31 protein-coding genes and 3 pseudogenes are annotated in these 26,540 nt (G+C 41.5%); 15 read left to right on the top strand and 19 right to left on the bottom strand.

Annotation, left to right across the window (positions count from 1 at the left end; genetic code table 11):
• Nucleotide 1: 1 nt before the first annotated feature.
• The 5 genes from INT76_RS03510 to udk all read right to left on the bottom strand — a co-directional run bounded on the left by INT76_RS03510 (nucleotide 2) and on the right by udk (nucleotide 4,342).
• Entirely contained in the window at nucleotides 2-271 is a 270-nt protein-coding gene (locus INT76_RS03510) for a DUF1294 domain-containing protein (protein ID WP_212572252.1), read from the bottom strand.
• The gene (gene leuB / locus INT76_RS03515; protein ID WP_212572254.1) at nucleotides 268-1,305 is read right to left on the bottom strand and encodes a 3-isopropylmalate dehydrogenase; all 1,038 of its coding nucleotides are present in this window, start codon (nucleotides 1,303-1,305) and stop codon (nucleotides 268-270) included. Before leuB ends, INT76_RS03510 begins: the two co-directional genes overlap by 4 nt.
• Nucleotides 1,306-1,313: 8 nt before the next feature.
• Nucleotides 1,314-2,873, bottom strand: coding sequence for a 2-isopropylmalate synthase (locus INT76_RS03520; RefSeq protein WP_212572256.1), 1,560 nt, complete (start codon nucleotides 2,871-2,873; stop codon nucleotides 1,314-1,316).
• A 298-nt stretch (nucleotides 2,874-3,171) separates the two neighbouring features.
• A complete protein-coding gene (locus INT76_RS03525) occupies nucleotides 3,172-3,711 on the bottom strand; it encodes a PadR family transcriptional regulator (RefSeq protein WP_212572258.1) in 540 nt (179 codons plus the stop codon).
• A gap of 1 nt (nucleotide 3,712) precedes the next feature.
• Nucleotides 3,713-4,342: a uridine kinase gene (udk, locus tag INT76_RS03530; protein ID WP_212572260.1), complete on the bottom strand. Its 630-nt coding sequence runs from the start codon at nucleotides 4,340-4,342 to the stop codon at nucleotides 3,713-3,715.
• 83 nt (nucleotides 4,343-4,425) lie between these two features.
• Here udk and INT76_RS03535 point away from each other — a divergent pair, with 83 nt between their 5' ends.
• Together INT76_RS03535 and INT76_RS03540 are read left to right on the top strand one after the other, a co-directional pair.
• Nucleotides 4,426-5,412: a Gfo/Idh/MocA family protein gene (locus INT76_RS03535; protein ID WP_212572262.1), complete on the top strand. Its 987-nt coding sequence runs from the start codon at nucleotides 4,426-4,428 to the stop codon at nucleotides 5,410-5,412.
• Nucleotides 5,402-6,484, top strand: a complete 1,083-nt coding sequence (locus INT76_RS03540; RefSeq protein WP_212572264.1) for a DEAD/DEAH box helicase — start codon at nucleotides 5,402-5,404, stop codon at nucleotides 6,482-6,484. Before INT76_RS03535 ends, INT76_RS03540 begins: the two co-directional genes overlap by 11 nt.
• 82 nt (nucleotides 6,485-6,566) lie before the next feature.
• On the opposite strand, the gene gloA is transcribed toward INT76_RS03540, so the two are convergent.
• From gloA to INT76_RS03575, 7 genes are all read right to left on the bottom strand, one after another.
• The gene (gloA, locus tag INT76_RS03545) at nucleotides 6,567-6,950 is read right to left on the bottom strand and encodes a lactoylglutathione lyase (RefSeq protein WP_024416389.1); all 384 of its coding nucleotides are present in this window, start codon (nucleotides 6,948-6,950) and stop codon (nucleotides 6,567-6,569) included.
• A 98-nt stretch (nucleotides 6,951-7,048) separates the two neighbouring features.
• Complete coding sequence (locus INT76_RS03550; protein ID WP_212572266.1) at nucleotides 7,049-7,744, bottom strand: phosphoglycerate mutase; 696 nt, start codon at nucleotides 7,742-7,744, stop codon at nucleotides 7,049-7,051.
• A 167-nt stretch (nucleotides 7,745-7,911) separates the two neighbouring features.
• Nucleotides 7,912-9,192, bottom strand: a complete 1,281-nt coding sequence (locus tag INT76_RS03555) for a DUF6161 domain-containing protein (protein ID WP_212572268.1) — start codon at nucleotides 9,190-9,192, stop codon at nucleotides 7,912-7,914.
• Nucleotides 9,193-9,299: 107 nt separating this feature from the next.
• On the bottom strand, nucleotides 9,300-10,106 hold the full coding sequence (locus INT76_RS03560; RefSeq protein WP_212572270.1) for a hypothetical protein: 807 nt from the start codon (nucleotides 10,104-10,106) through the stop codon (nucleotides 9,300-9,302).
• A 36-nt stretch (nucleotides 10,107-10,142) separates the two neighbouring features.
• Entirely contained in the window at nucleotides 10,143-10,919 is a 777-nt protein-coding gene (locus INT76_RS03565) for an alpha/beta hydrolase (protein WP_212572272.1), read from the bottom strand.
• Nucleotides 10,916-11,668: a WbqC family protein gene (locus tag INT76_RS03570; protein ID WP_212572274.1), complete on the bottom strand. Its 753-nt coding sequence runs from the start codon at nucleotides 11,666-11,668 to the stop codon at nucleotides 10,916-10,918. The genes INT76_RS03565 and INT76_RS03570 overlap by 4 nt, the downstream gene beginning before the upstream one ends.
• A 71-nt stretch (nucleotides 11,669-11,739) precedes the next feature.
• Nucleotides 11,740-12,765, bottom strand: a complete 1,026-nt coding sequence (locus tag INT76_RS03575) for a hypothetical protein (RefSeq protein WP_212572276.1) — start codon at nucleotides 12,763-12,765, stop codon at nucleotides 11,740-11,742.
• Between the two features lie 121 nt (nucleotides 12,766-12,886).
• Between INT76_RS03575 and INT76_RS03580 the strand changes: the two genes are divergently transcribed.
• The 11 genes and pseudogenes from INT76_RS03580 to INT76_RS03620 all read left to right on the top strand — a co-directional run bounded on the left by INT76_RS03580 (nucleotide 12,887) and on the right by INT76_RS03620 (nucleotide 22,591).
• A complete protein-coding gene (locus tag INT76_RS03580) occupies nucleotides 12,887-13,156 on the top strand; it encodes a hypothetical protein (RefSeq protein ID WP_024413593.1) in 270 nt (89 codons plus the stop codon).
• Nucleotides 13,157-13,166: 10 nt separating this feature from the next.
• A complete protein-coding gene (locus tag INT76_RS03585; RefSeq protein WP_124776787.1) occupies nucleotides 13,167-13,367 on the top strand; it encodes a hypothetical protein in 201 nt (66 codons plus the stop codon).
• 157 nt (nucleotides 13,368-13,524) lie between these two features.
• Nucleotides 13,525-13,695 carry a hypothetical protein gene (locus INT76_RS03590; protein ID WP_212572278.1) on the top strand — a complete coding sequence of 57 codons (171 nt, stop codon included), beginning with the start codon at nucleotides 13,525-13,527 and terminating at the stop codon, nucleotides 13,693-13,695.
• Between the two features lie 2 nt (nucleotides 13,696-13,697).
• Nucleotides 13,698-15,904 (top strand): annotated as a pseudogene (locus INT76_RS03595) (type IV secretory system conjugative DNA transfer family protein).
• Between the two features lie 82 nt (nucleotides 15,905-15,986).
• Entirely contained in the window at nucleotides 15,987-16,787 is an 801-nt protein-coding gene (locus tag INT76_RS03600) for a replication-relaxation family protein (protein WP_212572286.1), read from the top strand.
• Between the two features lie 205 nt (nucleotides 16,788-16,992).
• The gene (locus tag INT76_RS11010) at nucleotides 16,993-17,988 is read left to right on the top strand and encodes a recombinase family protein (protein WP_249116176.1); all 996 of its coding nucleotides are present in this window, start codon (nucleotides 16,993-16,995) and stop codon (nucleotides 17,986-17,988) included.
• 15 nt (nucleotides 17,989-18,003) lie between these two features.
• Nucleotides 18,004-18,129: pseudogene (locus INT76_RS11015) on the top strand (recombinase zinc beta ribbon domain-containing protein); the annotation flags it as partial.
• 99 nt (nucleotides 18,130-18,228) lie between these two features.
• Entirely contained in the window at nucleotides 18,229-18,687 is a 459-nt protein-coding gene (locus INT76_RS11020) for a DUF4368 domain-containing protein (protein WP_249116194.1), read from the top strand.
• Nucleotides 18,688-18,878: 191 nt separating this feature from the next.
• Complete coding sequence (locus INT76_RS03610) at nucleotides 18,879-20,063, top strand: acetyl-CoA C-acetyltransferase (protein ID WP_212572288.1); 1,185 nt, start codon at nucleotides 18,879-18,881, stop codon at nucleotides 20,061-20,063.
• A gap of 45 nt (nucleotides 20,064-20,108) precedes the next feature.
• Nucleotides 20,109-21,269, top strand: a complete 1,161-nt coding sequence (locus INT76_RS03615) for a hydroxymethylglutaryl-CoA synthase (protein ID WP_212572296.1) — start codon at nucleotides 20,109-20,111, stop codon at nucleotides 21,267-21,269.
• A gap of 41 nt (nucleotides 21,270-21,310) precedes the next feature.
• A complete protein-coding gene (locus tag INT76_RS03620; RefSeq protein ID WP_212572298.1) occupies nucleotides 21,311-22,591 on the top strand; it encodes a hydroxymethylglutaryl-CoA reductase, degradative in 1,281 nt (426 codons plus the stop codon).
• 141 nt (nucleotides 22,592-22,732) lie between these two features.
• Here the strand turns inward: INT76_RS03620 and INT76_RS03625 are convergent, their stop codons facing one another.
• The 3 genes and pseudogenes from INT76_RS03625 to INT76_RS11200 form a co-directional block, all read right to left on the bottom strand.
• Nucleotides 22,733-23,200 carry a GNAT family N-acetyltransferase gene (locus tag INT76_RS03625; RefSeq protein WP_212572300.1) on the bottom strand — a complete coding sequence of 156 codons (468 nt, stop codon included), beginning with the start codon at nucleotides 23,198-23,200 and terminating at the stop codon, nucleotides 22,733-22,735.
• A 337-nt stretch (nucleotides 23,201-23,537) separates the two neighbouring features.
• Nucleotides 23,538-23,675: pseudogene (locus INT76_RS03630) on the bottom strand (IS110 family transposase); the annotation flags it as partial.
• Nucleotides 23,676-24,057: 382 nt separating this feature from the next.
• Complete coding sequence (locus tag INT76_RS11200; RefSeq protein ID WP_346267614.1) at nucleotides 24,058-24,165, bottom strand: helix-turn-helix domain-containing protein; 108 nt, start codon at nucleotides 24,163-24,165, stop codon at nucleotides 24,058-24,060.
• A gap of 472 nt (nucleotides 24,166-24,637) precedes the next feature.
• On the opposite strand from INT76_RS11200, the gene INT76_RS03640 reads away from it, so the two are divergent.
• Nucleotides 24,638-25,207: a hypothetical protein gene (locus INT76_RS03640; protein WP_212572302.1), complete on the top strand. Its 570-nt coding sequence runs from the start codon at nucleotides 24,638-24,640 to the stop codon at nucleotides 25,205-25,207.
• 169 nt (nucleotides 25,208-25,376) lie between these two features.
• Here the strand turns inward: INT76_RS03640 and INT76_RS03645 are convergent, their stop codons facing one another.
• From INT76_RS03645 to INT76_RS03655, 3 genes are read right to left on the bottom strand one after another with little or no spacing between them, the layout of a single operon-like run.
• Complete coding sequence (locus INT76_RS03645) at nucleotides 25,377-25,598, bottom strand: antitoxin (protein WP_212572303.1); 222 nt, start codon at nucleotides 25,596-25,598, stop codon at nucleotides 25,377-25,379.
• Nucleotides 25,599-25,633: 35 nt separating this feature from the next.
• Nucleotides 25,634-25,837, bottom strand: coding sequence for a helix-turn-helix transcriptional regulator (locus tag INT76_RS03650; RefSeq protein ID WP_249116177.1), 204 nt, complete (start codon nucleotides 25,835-25,837; stop codon nucleotides 25,634-25,636).
• Nucleotides 25,838-25,852: 15 nt separating this feature from the next.
• Complete coding sequence (locus INT76_RS03655) at nucleotides 25,853-26,035, bottom strand: helix-turn-helix domain-containing protein (RefSeq protein ID WP_212572305.1); 183 nt, start codon at nucleotides 26,033-26,035, stop codon at nucleotides 25,853-25,855.
• Nucleotides 26,036-26,171: 136 nt separating this feature from the next.
• Between INT76_RS03655 and INT76_RS03660 the strand changes: the two genes are divergently transcribed.
• Complete coding sequence (locus INT76_RS03660; protein WP_212572307.1) at nucleotides 26,172-26,396, top strand: DUF2188 domain-containing protein; 225 nt, start codon at nucleotides 26,172-26,174, stop codon at nucleotides 26,394-26,396.
• On the opposite strand, the gene INT76_RS03665 is transcribed toward INT76_RS03660, so the two are convergent.
• Nucleotides 26,393-26,533, bottom strand: a complete 141-nt coding sequence (locus INT76_RS03665) for a hypothetical protein (RefSeq protein ID WP_171841394.1) — start codon at nucleotides 26,531-26,533, stop codon at nucleotides 26,393-26,395. The genes INT76_RS03660 and INT76_RS03665 overlap by 4 nt on opposite strands.
• Nucleotides 26,534-26,540: the final 7 nt, after the last annotated feature.

A 26,540-nucleotide genomic window follows, 5' to 3' on the forward strand; every position in this document is an offset into this window, starting at 1 on the left:
GCTACCTCCACAGATAGTAAATAACCAAAATATCCACCGCGAGGCCCAGCAACCAAGCCAGCTTGAAGTAGAGTTTTTGAGTCTTGTGGTGGAAGAAATGCCCTCCCGCCCAGGCTCCCAGTCCACCAAAGAAAATAGCCATGGCCATCAGGGTCTTCTCTGGAATCCGATAGGCCTGTTTTCTGGCCTTGCCCTTGTCCAATCCATAGATAACAAAGACGACTAGGTTCCAAATTAAGAGAGCGAGACTGATGAGTTGTTGTACTGTCATAAATGATTGATAATAGCCTCAAGCATTTCTTGGGTTGAGGCGTTTCCTCCTAAATCTTGTGTCAATACGCCTGCCAAAAAGGCTGCTTCTACCGCCGCTTCAATGCGGTCAGCCCCTTCGCTTAGGCCAAAGGAATCACGTAGCATCATCGCAACAGATAGAATCATGCTGACAGGATTGGCAATGCCCTTTCCTGCAATGTCTGGAGCGGAACCATGAATCGGTTCATAAAGGCTAGGGCCGTCTACCGCATGGGAAGCCGACGGCATAACACCCAGAGTTCCCGAAAGAACACTGGCCTCGTCTGACAGAATATCCCCAAAGAGATTTTCTGTCACGATAACATCAAACTTGGCGGGATTGGTAATCATCAACATGGCTGCACTGTCCACCAACTGGTGTTCTAGGACTACATCTGGATAGTCTTCTGCTACCTGATCTGCAACCTGACGCCAGAGTTTAGAAGTCGCCAAAACATTTTGCTTGTCAATGCTGGTAACCTTCTTCTTGCGTTTTCTAGCTTCCTCAAAGGCTGTCCGCAAGATGCGATCAATTTCAGCTCGGCTGTACTCATTCACATCCCGGGCAAATTCCGTTTCAAGATGATGTTCGCCAAAATAGATTCCTCCTGTTAATTCTCTCACAACTAGGAAATCTACACCAGCAATACGCTCTGGTTTTAAAGGAGAGAGGTGAGAAAGGGAGCCAAAAATCTTAACAGGCCGAATATTGGCAAAGAGCCCCAGTTCCTTACGCAGGGCTAAGAGCCCCTGCTCAGGACGAATAGGCGCTTGATCATACTGGGGACTGCCAATAGCAGCAAGAAGAATCGCATCTGCCTGCTTAGCCGCAACCAGCGTTTTGTCAGGGAGAGGATGTCCAACTTGATCAATGGCTGCTCCTCCAAAAGCTTCTTCTTCCACTTGATAATCAAAGCCAATTTTCGGAGCAAGGCTGGCCAAGACTGCAAGACCAGCAGCCATAATTTCTGGGCCGATACCGTCACCAGCAAGGGCAAGAATTTTCTTGGTCATAGTTTCTCCTATCTTGGCAATTCTTTAGCAGAAAGAGGTTTAGCAAACCCGCCTTCATTTTCCTTTTGAACCATGATATTGGCATTGATATAGGCAATGGCCGCTGCTTTCAAAACATCAAAGTCAATACCGGTTGCATTAAAGATCGTATCGGTATCTACATTTTCCACCGACACATTCACTGCCGCTTGGGCATCAATGCCTTCTGTAATCGCATCAATGGTAAAGGCATCCAGTCGTACAGCATGATTGAAGAATTGATCAATCGCATTGAAGATGGCTTCGACAGAACCCTTGCCATCTGCCAGCAAATCAACCCTCTCATCTTCCTGATTGACCATGCTGACCGTCGCCGAAATGCTTTCGTCAGTGTTGGAAACCAACTTGAGATCGGCAAAGTGGAATCCTTCAACATTTTCAACCGTCACCCCAACAACTAGCGCTCGAATATCTGCGTCTGTAATCTGCTTTTTCTTATCTGCCAAAACTTTGAATTTGGCAAAAAGGGTCTTGATTTCTGACTCGTCAAAGTCTAGTTGCAGCTCCTTCAACTTTTCAACAAAGGCATGGCGACCTGAAAGTTTCCCCAGAGGCAGTGAATTGGAGGCAAAACCGACCAGCTCTGGTGTGATAATTTCATAGGTAAGAGGATTTTTGAGAACTCCATCCTGATGGATACCCGACTCATGAGAGAAGGCATTGCCCCCCACGACTGCCTTGTTTTTGGGAATGGGCAACCCTGAAAAGCGTGAAATCATTTGGGAAGTGTTCACTGTTTCGCTGAGTACAATTGGGCTTTCAATATCATAAAAGTCAGAACGGATGTTGAGAGCTACGGCCACTTCTTCTAGGGCGGCATTGCCAGCCCGTTCACCGATTCCGTTGACCGTTCCTTCCACACGGCCTGCCCCATTTTTGATAGCAGACAGGGTGTTGGCAACCGCCATACCAAGGTCGTTGTGGCAATGCGGGCTAAAGCGAATCTCGCGGTCGGACTGAACATGTTCAATCAAGTAGCGAAAAATATAGCCGTACTCTTCTGGAGTGGTAAAGCCGACTGTATCTGGAATGTTAATGTAGCTGGCTCCCGCATCAACTGCTGTCTGAACAACTTCTAGCAGAAAATCCAATTCTGTCCGAGTCGCATCCTCAGGTGAAAATTCAACTACTTCAAACTTGGAGCGAGCGTAGGAAACATGCTCTTTGATAGCCTCCAAGATTTCTTGCTTGGTCTTGTTGAGTTTGAACTCCCGGTGGATGGGACTGGTTGCGATAAAGACATGAATCTGAGGGAACTTGGCATCCTTCAAGGCTTCATAGCAGGCATCGATATCTGACTTGACAGAGCGGGCTAGACCTGTGACCGCCGTTTTGGTCATCGTTTTAGCAATAGCCTGAACCGCCGCAAATGAGTCTGGACTTGCAGCAGGGAAACCTGCTTCAATAGCGGAAATCCCCCACTTCTCCAATTGCTTGGCAATGGCTACTTTTTCCTTGATTGAAAAATGAATACCCGGTGTCTGCTCGCCATCCCGAAGGCTGGTATCTAGAAACTCAACTGTACGCATAGACTTTTCTCCTTACCTTTCATCTGCGGCCGTAAACTCGCATAAAAAATAAAAACATCTCACTTGAACCAAGCGAGATGTTCTTTCCCGCTTGGTAAGCCAAACAGGACTAATGCTTCTAGCACTAGCCCTTGCACCTCAACAACAAGTTTTGTGTATAAAGGTTCGCCATTTGACTTCTCCTTGAGATAGATTGACCCTATTGTACCCCTTTTTTTATGATGTGTCAAGAATTTTCTGTAATGCGTGAATTGTCAGACAATTTTGCCTCAAAAAAAGATTCAGCAAAAACTGAATCTTAGTAGTCTGCCAAGGTTTCTTCTAGCCAGTTTAACTGCGCTCGATTGCGGACAATGGCCCGGTTTAAAATCAAGTAATGACCGTAGTTGGCCTGAACCTTTTCCTTAGAAGGAAACAGCTCTTCTTTGCGGCTTTCTAAGTGACGCAAATGCTTCTTCAAAAGATCAATTTGACCTTCCAGCAAGATTGGAATCCGATCATCTTGCTTGCTTTGGATAAAGAACATCTTCAGAGAGAAAATATCTTTTTGCAAAGGAGTTTCTCTATGAGGAATCGCCAGCCAGTCCTCCAACTCTGCACGTCCTGCATCGGTCAAACTATAACGTTTTTCCTTGTCATTTCCTGGCACAGGGTAACAGGTTAGCCAGCCGTCAGCCACCATCCTCTTTAACTCCGGATAGACCTGACTGTGGGCCACTTGCCAAAATTCGCTGATTTCTCTTTGGACATAGTCCGTGACCTGCTTGCCTGTGATATCGCTATCGCTTGCAACCATAATTCCTAAAATGATATGAGGTAAAATTCTTTGCTTCGGCATCTTAACCACGCTCTCTTAATATACTCTCCACCTTAGTAGTAATCAAGTCAATAGCCACGACATTGGACACACCTTCGGGAATGACCACATCGGCGTAGCGTTTCGTTGGCTCGATAAACTGATGATACATCGGTTTTACCACTGAGGTATATTGCTCAATGATACTATCCAAGCTCCGACCACGTTCTTCCATATCCCTTTTTATCCGTCGAATAATCCGGATGTCGTCATCCGTGTCCACAAAAAGTTTGATATCCATTAGATCACGGAGGCGCTTGTCTTCTAAGACTAGAATCCCCTCCACAATGAACACATCCTGTGGCTCCTGACGGTAAGTCCTGTCTGAACGGGTGTGCTGGGTGTAATCATAAATCGGTATTTCCACTGCGCGGCCTTTAAGCAACTCGTTGATATGATAGATCATCAAATCTGTGTCAAAAGCCAGTGGATGGTCGTAATTGGTCTTGATTCGCTCTTCGAAGGTTAAATGGGACTGATTCTTATAATAAGAGTCATGTTCAATCATCGAAATGCGAGCATCAGGAAAGCTATTTAGGATAGCACGAGAGACACTAGTCTTGCCTCCGCCTGAGCCACCCGTTACGCCAATAATAATTGGTTTTTGTGACATCATCATCTCCTTCTTTTTTCAATACTATTTTATCATGAAAAATGATATAATGAAAAGAATAACACAATAAGAAGGGAAAAAATATGTTAAAACTAGGCATTATTGGCACCAGCGCCATCACACATAACTTTGTCACTGCCGCTCATGAAAGTCAAGGCTATCAACTTTCCGCTGTTTTTTCCCGTAGTTTGGATAAGGCAGAAGCCTTCGCAAAGAGCTATGGGAACCTGTCGCTTTTTACAGACTGGGCAGATTTCCTAGCTTCCGACTTAGACGTTATCTACATTGCCAGCCCAAATTCACTGCACTTTCACCAGGCAAAGGCGGTACTGGAAGCCGGCAAACATGCTATCGTAGAAAAACCGATGGTTTCAACCCCTGCTGAATTGCATATCCTAAAAGACACCGCCGCCAAGCATCAGGTATTGGTTTTTGAAGCCGCCCGTAACCACCACGAACCTGCCTTCCAACAGATCCGTAACTTTTTAACAGACAAAACTATCTTGGGAGCTTACTTTGGCTATGCCAAGTATTCATCCAAGATGCCCGAATTGCTTGCCGGACAGACTCCAAACGTCTTTTCTGCAGACTTTTCAGGCGGAGCCTTGATGGACTTAGGCATCTACCCCGTTTATGCTGCTGTTACTCTCTTTGGTAAGCCTCAAACAGCCACCTACAAGGCCAGTCAACTGCCAAGTTCCGTTGACCTGAGAGGAAGCGGTCAACTCTTCTATGATGGTTTTTATGTTACCATAGAGGCTGGTAAAAACATGACCAGCTACTTCCCTAGTGAAATTTATACCGACCAAGGAACTCTCACTCTCAATGCCTGCCAGCATATTCAGTCAGCTGTTTTTTGTTCCAATGACGGACAAGTGACCGAACTGGCGATTGACTTTGAAGTTGATACCATGCTAACAGAAGCGCAACACTTCGCCCAGGCTATTGAAAGGAAAGACCTAGAACTAGCCACAGACTGGCTGATTGCTGCCCAAGCTGTCCACGATACACTTTACACTATGCGCCAAGATGCGCAGATACAATTTAAGGCGGATTTAGATGTTAACTAATTTACCCACTCCTTGGCAAGACCAATGGTCCCAGACTGGCTTCAGCCACTTCACTCCTATTCAAGAAAAGGTCTTTGAACCCATCTGTTCGGGCAAGAGTCTATTGGCCATCAGCCCGACAGGAACTGGAAAAACCTTGGCTTATCTATTGCCGAGCCTGCTGCAATTAAAACCCAAGAAAGCGCAACAACTTCTTATCCTAGCGCCTAACACGGAACTGGCAGGACAGATTTTTGAGGTTTGTAAAACTTGGGCAGAGCCGCTCGGTCTTACTACCCAACTCTTTCTATCAGGCTCTAGTCAAAAGCGACAAATTGAACGGCTCAAAAAAGGTCCAGAAGTCCTCATTGGCACTCCTGGCCGTATCTTTGAACTCATCAAACTAAAAAAAATCAAAATGATGGCTGTTCATACCATTATTTTGGATGAGTTCGATCAGTTGCTCAGTGATTCTCAGTACCAGTTTGTAGAGAGAATCTGTCACTACGCCCCACGCGACCATCAATTGATTTACATGAGTGCTACCGCCAAGTTTGACCGTTCCAAACTTCCTGCTGACCTTTTAACTCTGGACCTTTCTGACCAAGACTTGTCCACCATTCAGCACTATTACATGATGGTGGATAAACGCAGTCGTTTAGACATTCTTCGCAAGTTTGCTAATATCGAGGATTTTCGTGCCCTGGTCTTTTTCAACAGCCTATCCGACCTAGGTGCAGCAGAAGAACGGCTCCTATACAACCAAGCCACCGTTGTTTCCCTAGCATCAGATGTCAATGTCAAATTCCGCAAAGTCATCATTGAACGATTTAAAAACAGGGAAATCCCCCTGCTTTTAGCAACAGACTTGGTAGCGCGTGGCATTGATATTGAACACTTGGAATATGTCCTCAACTATGAAGTTCCCTTCGATAAGGAAGCCTACACTCACCGTGCTGGTCGAACTGGCCGTATGGGAAATGAAGGAATTGTCATTACTCTGGTATCCAATCCTCAGGAACTCAAACAATTGAAAAAATTTGCTCCTGTCAGCGAAGTCGTTTTGAAGAATCAAGAACTTTATAAAAAATAAAATCCTACACCACACTCAAAAGGCTCAGAACCATGTTTCTTACAAAGAATTGGTTCTGAGCCTTTTTCTGTTTTTGCCTCCACTAATCTGCCCGAATCACTTCAACCCGATAGCCATCTGGGTCTGTCACAAAATAATAGCGTCCTGGGCTGCCTGGAAGACCCTTGATGTCTGTCGTTGGATAGCCCATAGCCTTGTGCTTAGCGTTATCACCTTCCAAATCATCAGAAGAAAGGGCTAGATGAGAAAAACCATCGCCTACGATATAAGGGCCGTGATCGTAGTTATAGGTCAACTCAATTTCAAATTCATCACCAGGGAGCGCCAAGTAGACCAAGGTAAACTTGTGTTCTGGATAGTCCTTACGGCGGGTTTCCTTAAAGCCAAACCCTTCTTCATAGAACTTCTGAGATGCTTCCAAATTTTCAACACGCAAGCAGGCGTGTAACATTTTTTTACTTGCCATTGTCGTCTCCTTTTTCTTTACTAGCTTCATTATAACATGAACCGACACTTTCGGTGGTACGAAAAAACTAGCCCATGATAGGCTAGTTGAACAGCATATTATTCACCACCAAGGTAGTACTCAGCAGTAAGGTTTAATTTTTCGTCAAATTCGAAAACAAGTGGTGGGAAGTTTGGAATTTCCACATCCATGATTTCATCATCTGACAATTGTTTGATGTGTTTTACAAGGGCACGGATAGAGTTACCATGGGCACCAACAAAAACATCTTGACCTGATTTAAGAGCAGGAGCAATCTTGTCTTCCCAGAAAGGAAGCGCGCGTTCCAAGGTTACTTTCAAGTTTTCTGCATCTGGAACTACTGAATCATCCAAAAGAGCGTAACGACGGTCAGTATGTGCTGAATACTCATCATCTTTAGCCATTGCTGGTGGCAAGGTATCGTAAGAACGACGCCAGATGTGAACTTGCTCATCACCGTATTGTTCTGCTGCTTCTGCCTTGTTTTTACCAGTCAAACCACCGTAGTGACGTTCGTTCAAGCGCCATGATTTTTCAACTGGAACCCACAGTTGGTCAGCTGCTTCAAGAGCCAAGTTTGTCGTTTTGATAGCACGTTTCAATACAGAAGTATAAGCTACATCAAACTCAATACCTGCTTCTTTAATCAATTTGCCAGCGTCAATCGCTTGTTGTGTTCCTTTTTCAGACAAATCAACGTCAGCCCAACCAGTGAAAAGGTTAGCTTTGTTCCATTCAGACTCACCGTGGCGAGCAAAAACCAATTTTACCATTTAATGGATTCTCCTTTTATTTTTGAGGCTTCCCTCTTTTACCTTTCTATTTTACACAAAAAAACAAAAAAAAGCTAGCCTTTAGGTGATCTGACGCTCAGCAGTCTATAAATCTGAGTTCATACGCCTTATAAAAACTCAAAAGACGACCTAAAAGTGGCCGTCTTTTATTTTGAGATATTTTTCGAAATCGCAGCTAGTAGTCCCTCAGAATCTGATACTCCTTCTGTTTTAATTAAGCCGGTTTCAACTCTACTAAAGAGCGCGCTAACAATTATCAAACGTTCATCTTTATCAATATCTATTCCTGAATATGTTAATGATTGATAGAATCTGGTTAATGCTGCCTTTTGTTCATATTCGGTCGCTATATGATGATTGGACATCACAATTTTTATTAAGACTCTAATTATATAAATTAAAAAAGAAATTACTGAAATAAAGATAAACGATTGGGAAATAAATGGAATTTTGCTTGTTATTCCAATAGGATATTGGTAAAGCATAAACACTAGACCTGATGCCGCGATAATCATAAGTGTCGAAAAAATACCTAAACCGATAGACCAATATTTTGCCTTAGTTCTATATTCATTAGCTCGCTTATTCCACAGTTTTTCTGGTTCTTCAAAAGAAAGTTTTATATTGTATGTCTCTTCAAGGTCGCTGAGTTTTGCCTGCTTATCTGCTTGCCAAGCATTGAGTTTATCTTGAAACTCTATTAACTCTAAAGACTTAGCATCAACTTCTTGTTTAATTTTACTGTATTGTTCTTCTGAAAACTTAACAATTTCACTATATTTTTCGTTCGCTTCACTCGATAGTTGATTTAGTTGCTCCGTAACGGGATTAACTACCGTTTGAGTGAAGTTTGATACGTCTTCACGAATATTAGAAAACTCTTTTTTGAAATGGTAAAGCGCAGGATAGTAGCGATATTTTTCCGCATAAGATAGATATTGACCAACACTATGATTGTTTTTATAGAGGTATATATAGGAGTTTAACGCTTCCGTTTGATAATCGGTTGTTTTTTCTAAATAATAACGAAAAAAGTCCCTAATTTTTCTAATCTCGCCATCTTCGCTAATAGGAGACGCAATAGATAGCAGGTATATTCTTTCACCCGTTGAAATCGTCTCATAACTATAGTTTACATTATTTGTTAAGAAACTATTGATAGAATCTATATCGAGACTTTCTAAATTCGAAAAATATTCTCGTACTCGTTTTATGGTTGAGTTTAGATTATCCCAGTGCGTTTTAAAAGGGTTATTCTTCCCAATGCTCTCCCAATATGCCAAATTTCGTTGTGTAATTTTTTCGAATTCATCAAATGTATAAGTCTTAGTATTACCATAATCTATAATAAAGTTAGCGTTGACTTGGAATCTGAATAGAATTTTACTGTTAATATAGTTCGAAACTTGCTGCTTAGTGTATCCCATAATTATTTCCTTGTTCTTTTCTTAATTATAGCATATTGTTGAAGTTTTATAATTACCATTTCAATGTTTTGGCTGTAAATCTGAGTTCATACGCCTTATCCAGTCTCTTATTGTCTGTAAGTGGATTCTATATAGTCTATATTGTCCTTATTCAGATTGTTATCCGACTTTAATTCTATAGCCAACAGCCACGCTTGTTCAAAATATTTTCTAAATACCCCCACTAATTCCTTTCCTTTCAAAGAATATAGGTGGGGTGCATAAGATGATGAGACAAAAATAACCTCTTCATCATCAATTATTACAAATTGAATCTTTGGAAATTTTGTTTTTTCTTCCTTATTATCAAAGTATCTACACGAATAAACAGAACCGTAGTTTATATGGTCAAGCATTTTATCAATATTGCGCTCATAGCTAAAAGTAAATATTTCTTTATACTCTCTTATATCTTTTTTATGGTTGCAGAATTTTCTGATTTCCTTATCGATCTGATTGCTTACATGTTTTTTCTTAGCCTCATTTCTTGGTATAGGATTTGTTGTCGTAAAATCTTGCCAGTTAAGGTCACAAACACTTTCCTTAGCCTGCGATATTCGTTTAGCAATGTAATTATCGACTTCATCAATGTTTTTAAAGAATTTAACGCTCCCGGAATTCCCTACGATACTACTTATATCCTTAGGCAACTCCTCTATTTTTTCCAATTTCTCCCTATTTTCAAACTGGTAAAGGATTAAAATAGTAGATACTGAAACAAGAAGAACAGAGGAGATGGCAGGGTATGCCACCTCTATATCAGGCAATGATTTAAGCATGAAATTATTTGTCATATCATAAACCATTATTATGAAAATTACAAAAATAGTAAAATACCCTACTAAAAATTCTATGATTTTTCTAATTTTTTTCACAACCCACTCCGACTATATTTGCTAGATAAAGATAAACTATAGTTTGTTTACAAAAAAATCAACAAAAAGATTAGCCATATATTCCCATTTTCCGTCTTGGGTATATCCATGGTCGCAATTTTCAATCAATACTAATTCAACATCATTCGAAGAAGTCAGTAATTGCGATTGTAGCAATTGAGATTGCCGAAAAGGAACAATCTCATCATCTAGCCCATGCGTTATGAGACAAGAAGAGGATATATCTGAAGATTCCCTATATATATTATAGTTCATTGGATTATATAAAACGTTTATATTGTATCCATTTTCAGAGCAGTAGCCTGATGTCTTCCAATTTTTTGCCGCTTCCTCGGAAATCTCATTCAAATAAGCATCTGGCAGGAAAGTGCACGGTGACTTGAAGCCATGCGCTTTTATGTCTCGAAATTCTTTTGAAGCAATAACGACGCTTGAACCAAAACTGGAAGAAAATACGCCTATTCTGTCAGTATCTACTGCATCTATCTCGTCAATTAGTTTAATAACAGCCTTGAAGTCGTCAATCCCTTTTTCTAAAGTCAACTCCTTTCTACTGCCCTCACTATCCCCTAATCCAGAAAAGTCAAAGGTTAGAGAGGCTATCCCTTTTTCGCTCAACAGAGGAGGGATTTTTGTCCAGCTTAAACTCTTAGAGCCACTAGGTCCATCACCCGTAAGCATAACAACTAGCGGAAATTTGGTTTTCGCGCCATTGTTATTTTTCGGAAGAAAAAAATGAGCACATAACTTTTCTCCCTTTTTGTTTTCTGTGTGTCTTTTTATTATTTTCATCTTAAACTCCTCTTGTAAATTTCAGGTAAATATTTAGTGTCTTCTATAATTTTTTTAGTAAAATCTATTCCCTCATTAAAAATACAATCTATAACAGACTGACACGGTATGAATCCCTCGATAGACCTCCTGTATTGATAGTATTTTGGGTGTATTCGCTTAAAATCTTGAATTAAAATACTAATGCCAGAGTCAAGCAGTCTCTGTTCTTCAAACTCCGTAAGACCCCCGCCTCCACCTATAATTATAGTGTTATTGTGAGTTTTCCTACATAGCTCTATTATTTTCTCTGTATGCGGGGATTCATTGTCAGATATAATATCGCTGCTCATTATTATATTGGGCTTGTGTGTGTCTAAAATATTTAACAATCCTTCAATCAGCTCTATATCAAATTCGGCAAGATTAGTGGATTTGTCTGCCGAAGAAATCAATAATTCTGAAAATACTTCAAAAAATTCTTCAAAGTAAGGTGCTTTTACATAAGCGTGCCTTACTGTTTCGATTATCTTAAATATATTACTAGCGTTAAAATATATTTGATTGCAAAGTTTATTGTAGTTTTCTCCTGTCTTTAGTGATATAAATGATGGTTGACCATTAGAGTTGGTTATTCTTGCCCTGTCTATAAATAGTCTCTTCGTAAAAATGAAATTATCTTGAACTATAAATGTATCAGCATGAACAAGCTTAGTAAAATATCCTAACCACGGAAGAAAATAAGGTCTATGAATTACAGCAGTTCCCATGATAATACCTCCCGCAACATTCTAATTTATATTTTAGCAACAATGTTGTAAATAATCAATCCATAAAATAGCTATAATGTGATGAAATTGATTATGATATCTTTTGTTTTGTTATCTATGAACCTTTCCCCCAACTCCCTAAAAAACTCATCATCCGTCCCAATCTCCAAAATCTCAATCAAAGCTTTGGCGGTATCTGTTAGGTGAAAAGCACTGTATTCAAAAGTTATTCTTTCATCAGAATCAGTGGAGAACGTTAGGACTAGGTTGTCATTCTGGAAACCAGACAGTTCACCTTTTTCTACAATCATTTCATGTCTGCCACCGCCAGAAATCAAGCCGTATTCTTTCAGTCTTGAAATGTCGTTTCCTTTTACACCATATTTTGTGAATAAATCCAGAAAATCGGCGTGAGAAATCAGGTAATAATCCAAGATATATTCCCCTGAAAGCTCGTCAAAGGATTCATCATAAAAAGTATAAGGGGCGATTCGCTTAAACAGATTCAGTTCATCTTCTGAAAAGCGGTTTAGTTCTTGCTTGATTCGCTTGGAATAGCCTGTTGCTTTTGAAACTAACTCTTCCAAAGGGCGGGAGACCACTTCCGTTTCTCGGCTGAAATCCAGTTCGATATATCCTTGGTGTTTGTTGTGCTGGTAAGCCAAGACGTAAAACAAACATTCTGCTAAAAACAAATAAGGTCGCTCGGCATGGTTGAGCTGGAAAGATTGCTTCAAACCTAAAAGAATGGATTTTGGTAAATTTTGTGCTTGCTCTAACAAATCAAAGAAGTCTTCTTGCGCTTTCTGTAATTCAAACTTATTTTCTCGGTAGTTGGTATCGCTTAATCTCTTTTCAGTTTTGAAAATGTAAGCTGAAAAACCTGCTTCATCTATCTCATCTTGGACGATTCCGTAAAGGGTTCGTCCTTTATTTTGCCCTGTGAATAATTTATTGAAGGTTGTGTCAGATAGATATGCTAGTGAATCCTCATGAAGAACAACTGCTAAGCCAACACTCACTTTCTTGCGGTCAGACCAGACCGTTTTGTTGGCATTTTTCAAAACAATGGAAAATAAGTCTGGGATTGTAAACATAAACACCTCCGAAATTGGCAAGATTTTGACATAGATTTTGGCAACATTTGGCATTTTAACTTTGATAAACTTTAACCATAAGTTAGCTAACTTACTAAAATTATATCAAAGGAGAATGCTTATGTCACTCACACCTTCTATTCGTCGCAATAAAGAAGTCCAAGCACTTCAAACCATCGCCAGTCCATATCAAATGGAGGTCGCAAGAAAGCTCAGCCAAAACATGGCAGACAACCAAGCAAGGGAGCTTCTGGCGACAGACATTCTCTACAAAGTGGGGAATTTAGCCTTGATTCAAGCTGAAATCCTGAAAAACAATCCAGAAGCTCACGCTTATACAGATTATATTCTGAGAGCTTTCACTCATTATACTACGCAATATTTGAAATAGGGAGAATACCATGAATATGTATCTTTGGCTTGCCTTAGGGCTGCTTGTAATAGCTGCCATCTGGGACTGTTTGGAAGAAATCTCAGAGCAGGAAAAAACCACCTACACCACAGAAGAAATCGAATTGGCAGAATATCTTGAAAAGAAACAAGCAATTAACGGAATTTACCTAGAAGCTGTCGCCGAAATCTTACGCCACCAAAAGCGATAAAATCACCACTTGGACTAGACAAAAGGACAAAATATGGTGAAATATACTACTGTTAACCTGCCCAAAATCTATTCCAATCGCTTCAAAAGCAGGACAAAGCCAAATTTCAATTTTTGGCAATCTTCCTGTATAACTGAAATCAGAAAGGAAACCAGCCATGAAGAAACTACTCGCTTACATTCTCGGATTCTTTGCCTGTGCTTGGCTTGTCAATCAGGCGGTTAAATTGGTCTTGGAAGTCTGGCAAGTGTTGTTTTGGGGAGCGGTGTTCATCTTTGCTGGCTGGTTTATCTTTCGGATTATCAAAATTAAGAAAGATTGGAGGTAAATATGAAGCGACACTTTAACGCCTTGTCGTGGAGTGAATGGACTTGGCAACGTCCGTTTTCAGAAGAAGATGTCAAAGGTCTGCTTGGTCAGTTGGTCGGTCTAACTCGGCGGAAGAGTCTTGTTTTTGAAGTTCACTTGAAGAGAAACCATGTGCGGTATCTTCTAGGAACAGAAGAACAAGATAAGCGGCACGTTCATCAATTGATACAATCACACCGACAGATTCAATTTTCTAAAGCTCCTAAGCGTGAAAAAATATCGGTTGCCCGATTAGTTCAGATTAAGCAGTCACATTATGCTCTAAAAACAGATTCGTTAGAGAATATGATTCGTTCTAGTTTGGCACTGTCAAAAACACTCCAACCAGATGAGGAAATTGTTCTTCAGTTGATTCTTGGCTCTGGCTCTCCACCAAAGCCACAACCTAAAGAATTACCGAATTTGTCTGCTCGCTGGTATCAGGTTATTACAAATAATATTCCTGAACTCTCGGAAAACTCCAAAAAGCTCATGCGTCAGAAGTTAAATCAATCAACTTTCAGATGTGAAATTAGACTTGGGGTAAGCTCACGCAGTATTTTGCGGACGAAAGAGTTCTTTTCGAGTCTGCTCAGTAGCTTTCGTATGCTGGAGACTCACGCCACTATCGAACTAAAATCAATCTCGGCTTCAAAAATCAATCAAACCCAACCATCTTGGTCTTTCCCGTATAGCCTAGCTACTGCTGACCTCGCTTGTTTCCTGCTTTTGCCAGTTGGCGAAGAAAACATGGACGGCGTGCCGAATGTTCACCCGAAACTCATCACGCCACCGCTTGGCTACAATTTGAATCACAACAAGGCGAGAAGTTTTGGGCAGACTATCGAAACTCAGCCGAGACCGCTTCAAATTTCTAGCCAATCCGCCAAGAAACATTTGTTTCTACTTGGAAGCACTGGAACAGGTAAAACTACAGCGATGAGTCATTTGATTCTGTCTGACATAAAATCCAAAAAGCATAGCGTGGTCGTGATTGACGCCAAGGGGCAATTAACGCATGAACTACTTGAACGAACTCCAGCCGAACATGATGAAGACATAGTGGTTATTTCACCAACCGCCAAGCGAATTGTTGGCATTAACCCCTTTGAGCTGACAAACTATGGAATTGAACCTGAAGTTATCGCAGATTATTTACTAGAGTTATTCAAAGGCTTATATCCAGAACATTTCGGAATCTACTCTTTGGATATTCTGTCGCACGCTTTCTTAACTCTGGCACGGATTCCAAACAGTTCTTTGGTGATGTTGCCTAGCCTTTTAACCAACAAGCATTTCAGAAATAAACTGTTGAAAAATCTCACAGACCCAATCGGCTTAGAAAGTTTTTGGTCTTGGTTTGAACTGTTAAGCGAAGCCCAACGCCACCAGATGTTAAACCCGATTTTGAACAAGTTTCGCCAGTTTTTGCTTCGTCCGCAACTCAGGGCTATGCTTGGACAAGCTAAACCCAAATTCAGTTTGGCAGAACTCTTCCAGGGCAGAAAAATTGTGCTAGTGCCACTTAACAAGGCAGTTATTGGTTCAGAATCCGCCAAACTTATCGGAAGCCTTGTCACTTCAATCTTGTGGATGCTTATTTTGCGACAGTCTTCGGTTGAGCCAAGCAAGCGTCGGTCTGCTTTCATTTATGTCGATGAAACACCGAGCTTTCTTGGAATCCCTAACGCCAATCTGGACGAAGCACTTTCACAATCTCGCCAGTTTAATGTTGGCTGGGCGATAGGCTTTCAGCACTTGGCGCAGATGTCTTCAAATCTCAAAGCGGGAATTGAGTCAAACACCGCCAATAAAATTGTCTTTGGCTTGAATTTGAACGAAGCCAAGGAAAAGGCAAAACCACATTAGAAGTTACCAAAGAGGATTTTTACAGCCTACCACCGTTTTGGGTGTATTCAAGAATTGAAACCTCACCCAATACTTATCGCTGGGTAATTGGCAAAACCTATCCTCCAACGCCTAGGATTCGAGATAGTCGCACGCCTTATCTAAATAGTCTTATCAGATACGGACAAAATGTAGATGATTTAGAGCGAGAATTTCAGGCTTTTACCTACCAAGAGAAACCACAAATGGCTGAATCTCTGGACGATTTAGGACGAAAAAAGCGTTCTAATCGGTCTTCTAATCGTGTTGATGAAGAAGATTCTTCCACCCCTGTAAAATAAGCCTTTCTGCCCTCAATTGTCACACGACTTACTGCGTAACTTAGCACATTTTACCAGCCAACCTTTAAGGAGAACAAAACAGATGAAATGGAATCAATTAACCACACAAGATATTCAAATTTTATACTTTCTCAATCAAGCTAGATATGCCACCACCAGCCAGCTTGCCAGACTCTTTTATTCAGACAGCGACAAACCAGAAACCGCTATTCGCCGTGCTAACTTTACAACACAAAGGCTGTTAAAGGCTGGTCTGGTTTCACACCTCAAACGCCGAATCGGTGGCGTTCGCAAAGGCTCTGCTTCCTATGTTTGGCAAATTACTTTTCAAGGTTTGAAGCTGCTGAAAAGCCAAGATGAAACGGTTGTTCTGCGGTATAAAAACCACTACGAACCCAGCCAACACCATGTCGAACATACCTTGGCAGTCACGGAAATATTCGTTGAAACTATGGAGACCGTCCGAGATTCCAAAAAGCTATCGCTTGAAGCCTTTTCTTTCGAGCCGAACTCTTGGCGGAGCTACCAAAAACTTTCTGGCTTAGGTATGACTTTGAAGCCAGATGCTTATCTGGAGCTAGTTAGCCAAGAATACGAAGACCACTATTTCATTGAACTAGACCGAAGCACTGAAAGTCTAGCCCGCATAGCAAACACCTGTAAAAAATATATCGAATACTATCGCTCAGGCGTCGAACAACGCCAGCACGGAGTTTTCCCATTCGTGCTTTGGATTGTTCCAGATGACAAGCGAAAGCTAGCAATTTCGAAAGCCATTCAAGCGGAACTTTATAATTTTTGGGAATTGTTCACCGTGATTACTCTGGACGACTACCAAAACTATATCAAAGGAGGGATTGATGAACTTGAAAAATCAAGATAAAGACTCCATAACCAGCTCGCACACCAAGCACGAAAAGAAGCAAATCGGTCGAACTACTTACTTTATCTGCCACTATTTTACTGGAAATCGTCCACTTGAAAATGTCCTAGAAAGGTTGATTTTTAGCGATAAATCACTACTTTAACAGTAGTAAAAATGGTATAATAGAAGTATAAGGTGTGTGAACTCCAATAGGAGAAAACACATGAACAGAACTTTGACAATTTCAGATTATAGACAAGTAGATACTTCCAAACTGTCGGATATTACGGTTGTTTATTGCCGTTTGAGTCAAGACGATGGACTGGACGGAGACAGTAACTCCATTATCAATCAGAAGAATATTCTTTTTGAAGTGGTAACCAGAGAAAAACTGCCAAATCCCGTCCTTTTCGTTGATGATGGTTTTAGCGGAACAAATTTTGACCGACCAGCTATTTCAGAAGCGTTGCGACTTGTAGAAAATGGACAAGTTTCAAACTTCATTGTTAAGGATTTAAGCCGTTTAGGGCGGTCTTATATCAAGGTTGGACAACTAACGGAAATTACTTTTCCAAGTTTTGATGTCCGATTTATCGCCCTTAATGACGGTATAGATTCAAACAAGCCAAATGAAACCAACTCCATTTTCCTGCCAATCAAGAGCTTAATGGATGAAATGTATGCGGCGGACACCAGTAAGAAGATTCGGGCTGTCTTTCAAGCCAAGGCAAAATCGGGTGTGCCCGTCACGACCAACCCACCTTACAGCTATCTAAAAGACCCAAACAACCCTAAAAACTGGATAATAGACCCTGTTGCCAGCGAAGTTGTGAAACGGATTTTTCAAGAAGCGAAAAGCGGTAAAAGTCTTTCAGAGATTGCGAAAGGATTAGAAAGCGAGAAAGTTTTCAAGCCAGACCGTCACCGCATTGAAATTGGCTTGAAGTCGATTTCTGCTAGTCCAAATGTAGAGGCTCTGCCATATTTTTGGACTCGGGAAACACTGAGTGCTATTTTAGGGCGTGAAGAATATCTTGGACATACCGTCAATCTTCGGACACGGACAAAATCTTATAAGGACAAAAGGTCTATTGACCTTCCAAGAGAAGATTGGTTGATTTTCAAAAATACCCATGAAGCAATTATAGACCAAGAAACTTTCGATATTGTCCAGAAAATGCGAAGTCACAAGCGTTCAAATCAGCGGTATAAAAATTGACTTGGGCATGAAAATTTGTTTGCGGGGCTAGTCTTTTGTGGAACTTGTGGGCGGAAGCATTACTTTTGTCCGCAAGAGAAAAATGGACTCAATCACGACCATTACAAATGTTCGGGTTATCGAAAACCAATTGACGGGTGTGAGAATCCACACTACATTCAGAAATCCGCCCTGATTGCGATTGTGAGCGACAAACTCCGCCAGACCATTTTTGAAGCCCAGCTTGACCGAGAAAACTTTTTGAAGAAGTTAGAACAACAAAGTCAGGCTCAATTCAGCAAGGACAACAAACGCCAACGTCAGCAACTCCAAAAGGACGAACACCGCTTCAAAGAAATCGACCGTATTATTCAACAGCTTTACGAAGACAATCTACTTGGCAAAATTTCAGATGAACGCTTTGTAAAGTTAAGCCAGACTTATGAAGAAGAACAGAAACAACTTCAAACTTCCATTTCTGACTTAACAGAAAAACTCGCCAAACAACAAGAAGATAGCCTGAATATCTCCAAGTTTATGACGAGAATTTCCAAATATACACAAGTTTCAGAATTAACCGTTGAAATGGTAAATGAACTGATTGACAAGATTGTGATTCATAAGCCAACTGGCACGAAACGCAACCGAATTATCCAGATAGACATTTATTACAATTTCATCGGAAAACTAAACAACGAAAAAGCGAGTCAGGCGGACTGACTCGCTACTATTTAATCACAAGAACTAAACTGCTAGGTGTCAGCTCGGCTTTCTACAATCTGTTTACGCTTTCATTAACAGGCACTATAAAATCAGACCTGAGACCGATATTTAAAGCTATGCTTTACCCTAAAAAATGGTATAATGGTAGAGCTGAATCTAGAGTTTTCAGAAGAAAATGAGGAGTTATCATGAAAAAAGTTGCTATCGTGTCTGCCTACCGCTCTCCTATCGGAAGCTTCGGTGGCAGCCTCAAAGATATCAAGCTGGCAGATTTGGGCGCGCAGGTGCTCCAATTTGCCCTAACAGAAAAAAATATCCCTGCCGACTCAATTGATGAAGTTATCCTTGGTAATGTCCTCAGCAGCGGGCAGGGGCAAAATATTGCCCGACAAATTGCCCTTGAAGCAGGTCTTCCCCAAACAACCCCTGCTTTTGCAGTCAACAAGGTCTGCGGTTCCGGTCTCAAGTCTGTTCTCCTAGCAGCCCAGTCTATTCTTCTGGGTGACAATGAGGTTGTCGTAGCAGGTGGCATCGAAATCATGAGTCAAGCCCCTTACCTGTCCAAGCATAGTCGCTTTGGAGGAAAATTGGGACATGTCCAACTTGAAGATGCTATTTTGAGCGATGGCTTACTAGATGCCTTTGACGGCTCCCATATGGGAATAACTGCTGAAAACATTGCGCAAACTCACGCTATTCGTCGAGAAGAACAAGACGCCTTCTCCTTACGGAGCCAAGAAAAAGCTGCTCAGGCTATTGCCTCAGGGCGCTTCCGTGATGAGATAGTGCCGATCACATTGACAAGCAGACGAGGAGAAACTACATTTGAACAAGATGAATACCCACGTCTGACATCACTGGACAAATTGGCCCAGCTCCGCCCTGCCTTTCAGAAGGATGGCACCGTTACTGCCGGCAATGCCTCCGGAATAAATGACGGTTGTGCTATTCTTGTCCTCATGTCTGCAGAAAAGGCTGCTGAACTCTGTATCGAACCTCTGGCTTATATCGAAGCCTACGCAACAACTGGTCTTGACCCTGCCTATATGGGGCTAGGCCCTGTTTCGGCCAGCAAAAAAGCCTTGGCGAAAATGGGTAAAAAAACAACTGACATTGACCTCTTTGAGCTAAACGAAGCCTTTGCTGCCCAGTCTATTGCAGTTATCAGAGAACTGGGTCTAGATGCTGAAAAAGTCAATGTAAATGGTGGTGCCATTGCCTTAGGCCATCCAATTGGAGCCAGTGGCAGTCGCATCCTTGTAACCCTTATCCACGAACTGCAAAAACAAAATGGACACCTCGGTCTCTGCTCTCTCTGTATTGGAGGCGGTCAAGGTATCGCCCTGATTGTCTCAAATTCAAAAAAACAATAAGAGGTTTGGCACCTGTGCCCCCTCTATCTTAATAAAGGATACATTATGAAGATTGGTATTGATAAAATCGGTTTTGCGGCACCCGATTATGTAGTTGACTTAGCTGATTTAGCTGCCGCTCGAAACATTGACCCAAATAAATACAAACTTGGTCTGCTCCAAAGCGAAATGGCTGTTTCCCCTGTTACTCAGGATATTGTTACCCTAGGTGCAAGAGCTGCTCAAGCCATCCTGACCGACCTGGATAAAACACAAATCGACATGGTGATTGTCGGTACCGAATCCAGTGTTGACCAAAGTAAGGCCGCAGCGGTCTTCATCCATGGGCTATTGGGAATTCAACCCTTTGCTCGCTCCATTGAGATGAAAGAAGCCTGCTACGGTGCGACAGCCGGCCTCAGTCTTGCTAAGAGCCACATCGCTCAATTCCCAGACTCCAAGGTTCTAGTGATTGCTAGCGACATTGCCAAGTACGGCATTGCCTCAGGCGGTGAACCGACTCAAGGTGCAGGTGCAGTAGCCATGTTGGTTACAGCCAATCCTCGCATCATGGTTCTCAACAACGACAACGTTTGCCAGACCCGTGACATCATGGATTTCTGGCGACCAAACTATGACAAGTATCCACGGATAGATGGCCGCTTCTCGACAGAGCAGTACACCAACTGCTTGACCACTACATTCGACCATTACCAGCAAAAAACAGGCAAAACCCTAGCTGATTTTGCAGCTATGTGCCTACACATCCCCTTCTCCAAACAAGGTCTCAAAGGGCTTCAAGCCATCGGCAAGAAAGACCCTGAAAGCCTCGAACGCCTGACTGAACGATTCCACGAGGCCATCGTCTACAACAAGCTGGTCGGCAATATCTACACAGGCTCCATCTTCCTCTCGCTACTTTCTCTTTTGGAAAATAGCAGAGCGCTGAAGCCAGCCGACCAAGTCCTCTTTTATAGCTATGGAAGCGGTGCAGTCTGTGAAATCTTTAGCGGAAACCTTGTTGAGGGCTATCAAGATTATCTGCAGCCAGATCGTTTGGAGGTACTCAAACAGCGTACTCGCCTCAATGTATCTGACTATGAAAGAATCTTTTTTGAGGAGATTCAACTAGATGAGACCGGTTCTTCTATCCAATTGCCTGAGGATTCCAGTCCATTTGCCCTCACCAAGATTGAAAACCACCAGCGCATTTACCGCAAAGCTTAGCCAAACTAGCCCTCTTTGGCTTTTCAAAGGGGGCTTTTTCAATGAAGAAAGAAAGGCCAGCCATGTCACACTTCTCCGGATACTATAAAAAAACACGCCAAGAGCGCATCAACCTTCTCCAACAGGCCAGACATCTCGCGCCAGATAGCTTCAACATCTTGTCGCAGGATCAAAATCTTCCTGAAACCATTGCAGGCAAGATGACCGAAAACCATCTGGGTACTTTTGCTCTCCCCTTCTCACTGTTACCAGAAATTCTCATCGATGGTCAGGAGTACAGTGTACCTATGGTCACTGAAGAGCCCTCTGTTGTAGCTGCTGCTTCCTTTGGCGCAAAAATTATTTCAAAATCTGGCGGTTTTACAACCACAATCCATAACCGTCTCATGATTGGCCAAGTGGCTCTCTATGATGTTCCTGATATGGAGGAGGCTACAAAAGCCATTTTACAGCAGAAGCGTTCTATTCTCGACAAGGCTAACGCTGCTCATCCTTCTATTGTCAAGCGAGGTGGCGGTGCACGACAACTTTCTGTTGAAAGTAAAGAGGAATTTCTCATCCTCTATCTGGAAGTCGATGTTCAAGAAGCCATGGGGGCCAATATCTTGAACAATATGCTAGAAGCTATCAAGGATGACTTAGAGGCACTCACTCAAGGGCAGGCCCTGATGGGCATCCTATCCAACTATGCCACCCAATCGCTCGTCACAGCCTGCTGCCGAATTCGGATAAGCAGCCTTGCAACCAACTCTGCTCTTGCTCAAAAAACAGCCAAGAAACTCGTCCTAGCCAGCAAATTAGCTCAGCTTGACCCCTACCGAGCTGCAACCCACAACAAGGGGATTTTTAATGGTATTGACGCTGTTGTTATCGCAACTGGCAATGACTGGCGAGCTATCGAAGCCGGAGCTCACGCGTATGCAAGTCGCGACGGACAATACCGCGGGCTCTCCATTTGGGAAATAGAAGGAGATGACTTGGTGGGCCAGATCACCCTACCACTTCCCATCGCCTCTGTTGGAGGCTCTATCGGTCTCAATCCCAAGGTGCAGACAGCCTTTGACATACTGGATCAACCAAAGGCAAGACAGTTGGCTTCGATTGTCGCCTCTGTCGGCCTCTGTCAAAACTTTGCTGCCCTAAGAGCCCTTGTCACCTCTGGTATCCAGCAGGGCCATATGAAACTCCACGCCAAATCACTGGCTATGTTGGCCGGTGCAACAGAAACTGAGATTGATAAAGTTGCCCAGCTCTTGCGCCAAGAAAAACACAGCAATCTAGAAACCGCACAAGCCATTCTCAAAAAAATCCGTCAAGAATAAGAGAAAGGCTTGGTTTCAATAAAAACTCTTAGATTATTATGTGTACTGACCCCAAAAGTTAGATTTTTTCTGTCTAACTTTTTGGGGTCAGTACATTATGTTCTAAGAGTTTTTCGTTGCTAAGAATCCGTTACTTCACTTTTATTCTACTCTTTGTTCCATTCTAAGACGCTGAACCTTCATGCCCAAACGCTCATAAAAGCGCACAGCACCCTTATTGGCTTCCCAGACGTCCAAACTTACCGTCTGACAGCCCAATTCCCTGGCCAACTCTAGGGCATATTGATAGAAAGCCTCACCAATCCCCAATCCACGCGCAGATTCTGCTACACATAAATCATCAATGAAGAGGGTCTTGCTTGGTTTGATTACCTGACTCTTCGACTCTAAGATTTTGCAGAAGAGGTGACCTAAAACTTCCCCATCCTTCTCATAGACAAAAACAGGCTTGGTTTTGTCCTCTAGGAGGAACGCTAGCTCCTCTGCGCTATATTTTTGACCTGTGGCCTTAAAAATGTCTGGCCGCAATCGATGGTGAACCTCCAAAATATCCTGCAGGAGGGCTTGCAAAGTAGGAATATCTGTTTTCGTTGCTGGTCTAATGGCCATGGCTCTTCTCCTTTTTTTCAATCAGTATACCACATGTTCAAAAAATAACAAAATCAGTCTGAGGACCGATGAATGATTGAAAAATTCCTGTATACTATAAGTGTATCCTAAAATTTTTCATAAATCTCCTTAAAAATCAGTCCGCCAAGGCTGATTTTTTCTACCATTTGTCAAGTCTATCAAGGCTTTAAGCAAAAAAATAAATCAAGACAGTAACTATTCTGAGGCTGCCACCTTATTTTTTTTCACTAATTTAGCTATAAAAGGGCATGACAAAACACCACCTTATCTGGTATTTTTTGAAATAAGGTGTTAAATTGATATGGCATACACAATTTTACTGATTTTGGGTTGAAGTATAATCGTAAAGTTTGTTATGCGTTATGAGGTAATACATTGTCCGAATGAGACGATGTATGGAGGCAATCGTGTGTGGCTTGGTTGAAGTCGTTTGCGATTGTCTTTTTCGTTTTTGTGTTTCCCCAAAAATGCCCCAAAACAACCTTGTTAGCGTCTAGCAACTGCTCAACTAAGGCTTGCCTGATTTCCTGTTTCCAGGCTAAGAGGTCTGCCGCCTTCATTTTCGCATCTGTTAGTAAAGTGTAATCAAATGTTCCGTCAACATTGGCTATCGCATTTCCACGTTCAATGTCACGCTTCAAATTGATATTGATACTACGCTTGTCCAATCCAGCTGACGCTAAGTTTTCGACTGCATCATCAACTGTTGCATTTGGATTGTCGATAAAATATTTTCTGACCGTTTCTGCTTTTGTCATGGTCAATCATTCCTTTCTGTGGTATAATGAAACTGTAATTTTTGGTAAGCTCCTGACTTTGTCAAGGGGCTATTTTTATTAGCTTTTTGCTAATTCGTCCAGACTCACATCAAGAGCCTTGGCGATTTTTTTTACTGTTTCAAAGTGCAAATCTTTGACCCTGCCGTCACGAAGTCGATAAAGCATTGCTGGATCAAGTCCTGCATTCAATGCTAGCCTATAAATCGAAAAATTTTTTCAGCCAAAATTCGTTCGATATTTTTCCACAACATATTGTTTTACACCTTACCAAGCGTGTCAAATTTTGATACGCTTTTTCCATAGACAGAAACACTTGCCGAAAATATTGATTTGTATCCAGCTTTCAGCATATCGCTGATTGTTCTCTGTGTACTTCGTGATATAGTGATGTAACATCCCTTTCTCCTTTCTAGTTAGTAAATTTGATATAATAAAAATAAAAACGTGAGGTACTGTCATGACACCGTAAATTGAAACCACTCCATTCTGGCAAACACTTGACTTTTTATTTTCTATCTCGAAAAATCGTAATCATTAATAAAGATATAGTGAAAACGTTTATTAACATTGTTAATAGTTGTAATATATTCATAATTTTCCTTTCATAATTTTGTATAAAAAACCGGAGGTATTTCTTGTGCAAATTTCAATCATTGACATTATTAATCTCCTACTGTCGCTTGGTACAGCAATATTCAGTATCTATGTATTTCAACGAGAACAACGAGAAAAAAGATTTCAAACAGATATAATAATTAGAGCAGTGGTTCCTACTGAGCGACAAAGTGCAGAGGTGACTGGTGTTACCTATGTTGAGATGATGCTCGTAAACCGCTCTACTTTACCTACTGCTATAATTGATATTGAATTAAAGATTATTCCTCCTAGAAGTCATCCTAAGGATTTAATTATTGGAAAAGTACTAAAGGGACCAAATAAAATAACACTAGGTGGTTTTAATCATGGTCAACAGGATGAGCCACAACTCTCTGATACATTCCCAGTTTCAATTCCTCCACTTGAAAGTAGAAACGTTGTGCTAGCTTTTCAAACAGAGTGGATACGTAGCATAAAATCCATTGAAGATTTGAGATTAAAAGCAACGTTTATTGACAGAGGAAAATCAAAACAAATTTCTATTGCTTCAGAAGAATTAAAAGAAAAGTTGATAACTATGAGAGATTGGCTATGGTTGACTAAATTATGATTCCGACTCTTCAAAACGATAGTCAATAAACTTTCCTGTGTACGTATCCTTTACAGCAATTATTCTGAAATCCATATTTGAATACGGAAATCGCGTCTCATTCACAATAACTTCCTGGTACCTCTGTTTTGAATAGGGGTATTTTTTCGGTCTCATAACCGTCTCCTTTCTAGTCCTCAAGGACAAGGCGCTTAGTCTTGATGGTGACTTCTTCAATACGAGCACGTTTCAAGCCTTCACTGATAAAATAATCAATAATAGCACTACGGCTCATTCCTGTTCCAATTGATAAGCTGTCTACCTCGTCGTAGTTCTCACGACTAATGACCACTGTGGGACGGTTGTTCCCTTTTTGCCCTGTACTTGGGCGACCGTATCTTTGTTTTGACATGTTAGCCCCTTCCTAGTTTGGTTGATTTCGTGCGGTTAAACCGCAATCTTGTCTAAAAAAATAATGTCATCTATCGACAATCCAAAATTTTCTGCAATTTTATAGGCTGTTTTGACATCTGGATTGGTTTTCCCTTTTTCCAAATTGGCCCATGTGTCGGCCGTGACTCCCACAAGTTGGCCAGCTTGTTTTTGCGTAAGATTATCTCTGGCACGAAGCATTTTTAGCGTCCATTTCATTTGTGTCAATCCCCCTCACCCCTTTCTAAATCCATCCAGGCTGACATCCAAAGCGTCAGCGATTTTTTCCATTTTTTTGAAACCAATATCGTGATGTTTGGCATTATATATGCTTGTCTTTGGGACACCTGCCATTTTTGCCAAGTCAACGACTGTCAGGCCTCGTTCTACCAATATTTTTTGTAGTTTTTCCCACATAATATCCTCCTTGTAAATCACTAGATATAGTAATGTAAAATTTTTGTAATACTATATCTAGTAATCTGTGCTATAATATTCTCAGGAATAACCCAACATCTGTTATTCATAAAATCTTGATAGGAAGGAGAAGAATATGGCGAAAAACCAACACGTCGTTCCGAATAAAAACGGTGGCTGGGATGTCAAAGGTGCTGGCAATAGTCGTGCAACCAAACACGTAGCCACGCAAGCAGAAGCCACAAAGATCGCCCGTGACATCACTAAGAACCAAGGTTCAGAACTGTTTATCCATCGTCCAAATGGACAAATACGAGAACGCAATTCATATGGTAACGACCCATACCCACCAAAAGGTTAATCATATTTTGGCGTCAGTCGAACTACATAGCCTTCGGCAGGAATTACTTCCGTTAAAGTGATTTCTGCTATTTTTTTACCTTCTTCCGTCTCTACGACCAATGAGGTATATTTTTCGGCATTCAGGATTTCATTCACTTTCTTC

The organism is Streptococcus oriscaviae, from assembly GCF_018137985.1.
GTDB lineage: Bacteria > Bacillota > Bacilli > Lactobacillales > Streptococcaceae > Streptococcus > Streptococcus oriscaviae.

Bases quoted from the DNA above. Each gene is read 5' to 3' on its own strand.
- INT76_RS03520 (WP_212572256.1), bottom strand. From the start codon at position 2,873: ATGCGTACAGTTGAGTTTCTAGATACCAGCCTTCGGGATGGCGAGCAG.
- INT76_RS03645 (WP_212572303.1), bottom strand. From the start codon at position 25,598: ATGTCAAAACAAAGATACGGTCGCCCAAGTACAGGGCAAAAAGGGAAC.
- INT76_RS03655 (WP_212572305.1), bottom strand. From the start codon at position 26,035: ATGTGGGAAAAACTACAAAAAATATTGGTAGAACGAGGCCTGACAGTC.
- INT76_RS11010 (WP_249116176.1), top strand. From the start codon at position 16,993: ATGAACAGAACTTTGACAATTTCAGATTATAGACAAGTAGATACTTCC.
- INT76_RS03550 (WP_212572266.1), bottom strand. From the start codon at position 7,744: ATGGTAAAATTGGTTTTTGCTCGCCACGGTGAGTCTGAATGGAACAAA.
- INT76_RS03580 (WP_024413593.1), top strand. From the start codon at position 12,887: ATGTCACTCACACCTTCTATTCGTCGCAATAAAGAAGTCCAAGCACTT.
- udk (WP_212572260.1), bottom strand. From the start codon at position 4,342: ATGTCACAAAAACCAATTATTATTGGCGTAACGGGTGGCTCAGGCGGA.
- INT76_RS03585 (WP_124776787.1), top strand. From the start codon at position 13,167: ATGAATATGTATCTTTGGCTTGCCTTAGGGCTGCTTGTAATAGCTGCC.
- leuB (WP_212572254.1), bottom strand. From the start codon at position 1,305: ATGACCAAGAAAATTCTTGCCCTTGCTGGTGACGGTATCGGCCCAGAA.
- INT76_RS03615 (WP_212572296.1), top strand. From the start codon at position 20,109: ATGAAGATTGGTATTGATAAAATCGGTTTTGCGGCACCCGATTATGTA.
- INT76_RS03620 (WP_212572298.1), top strand. From the start codon at position 21,311: ATGAAGAAAGAAAGGCCAGCCATGTCACACTTCTCCGGATACTATAAA.
- INT76_RS03610 (WP_212572288.1), top strand. From the start codon at position 18,879: ATGAAAAAAGTTGCTATCGTGTCTGCCTACCGCTCTCCTATCGGAAGC.
- INT76_RS03525 (WP_212572258.1), bottom strand. From the start codon at position 3,711: ATGCCGAAGCAAAGAATTTTACCTCATATCATTTTAGGAATTATGGTT.
- INT76_RS03650 (WP_249116177.1), bottom strand. From the start codon at position 25,837: ATGAAATGGACGCTAAAAATGCTTCGTGCCAGAGATAATCTTACGCAA.
- gloA (WP_024416389.1), bottom strand. From the start codon at position 6,950: ATGGCAAGTAAAAAAATGTTACACGCCTGCTTGCGTGTTGAAAATTTG.
- INT76_RS03510 (WP_212572252.1), bottom strand. From the start codon at position 271: ATGACAGTACAACAACTCATCAGTCTCGCTCTCTTAATTTGGAACCTA.
- INT76_RS03590 (WP_212572278.1), top strand. From the start codon at position 13,525: ATGAAGAAACTACTCGCTTACATTCTCGGATTCTTTGCCTGTGCTTGG.
- INT76_RS03625 (WP_212572300.1), bottom strand. From the start codon at position 23,200: ATGGCCATTAGACCAGCAACGAAAACAGATATTCCTACTTTGCAAGCC.
- INT76_RS03660 (WP_212572307.1), top strand. From the start codon at position 26,172: ATGGCGAAAAACCAACACGTCGTTCCGAATAAAAACGGTGGCTGGGAT.
- INT76_RS03570 (WP_212572274.1), bottom strand. From the start codon at position 11,668: ATGGGAACTGCTGTAATTCATAGACCTTATTTTCTTCCGTGGTTAGGA.
- INT76_RS03600 (WP_212572286.1), top strand. From the start codon at position 15,987: ATGAAATGGAATCAATTAACCACACAAGATATTCAAATTTTATACTTT.
- INT76_RS03575 (WP_212572276.1), bottom strand. From the start codon at position 12,765: ATGTTTACAATCCCAGACTTATTTTCCATTGTTTTGAAAAATGCCAAC.
- INT76_RS03540 (WP_212572264.1), top strand. From the start codon at position 5,402: ATGTTAACTAATTTACCCACTCCTTGGCAAGACCAATGGTCCCAGACT.
- INT76_RS03555 (WP_212572268.1), bottom strand. From the start codon at position 9,192: ATGGGATACACTAAGCAGCAAGTTTCGAACTATATTAACAGTAAAATT.
- INT76_RS03535 (WP_212572262.1), top strand. From the start codon at position 4,426: ATGTTAAAACTAGGCATTATTGGCACCAGCGCCATCACACATAACTTT.
- INT76_RS11200 (WP_346267614.1), bottom strand. From the start codon at position 24,165: ATGCTTTATCGACTTCGTGACGGCAGGGTCAAAGATTTGCACTTTGAA.
- INT76_RS03565 (WP_212572272.1), bottom strand. From the start codon at position 10,919: ATGAAAATAATAAAAAGACACACAGAAAACAAAAAGGGAGAAAAGTTA.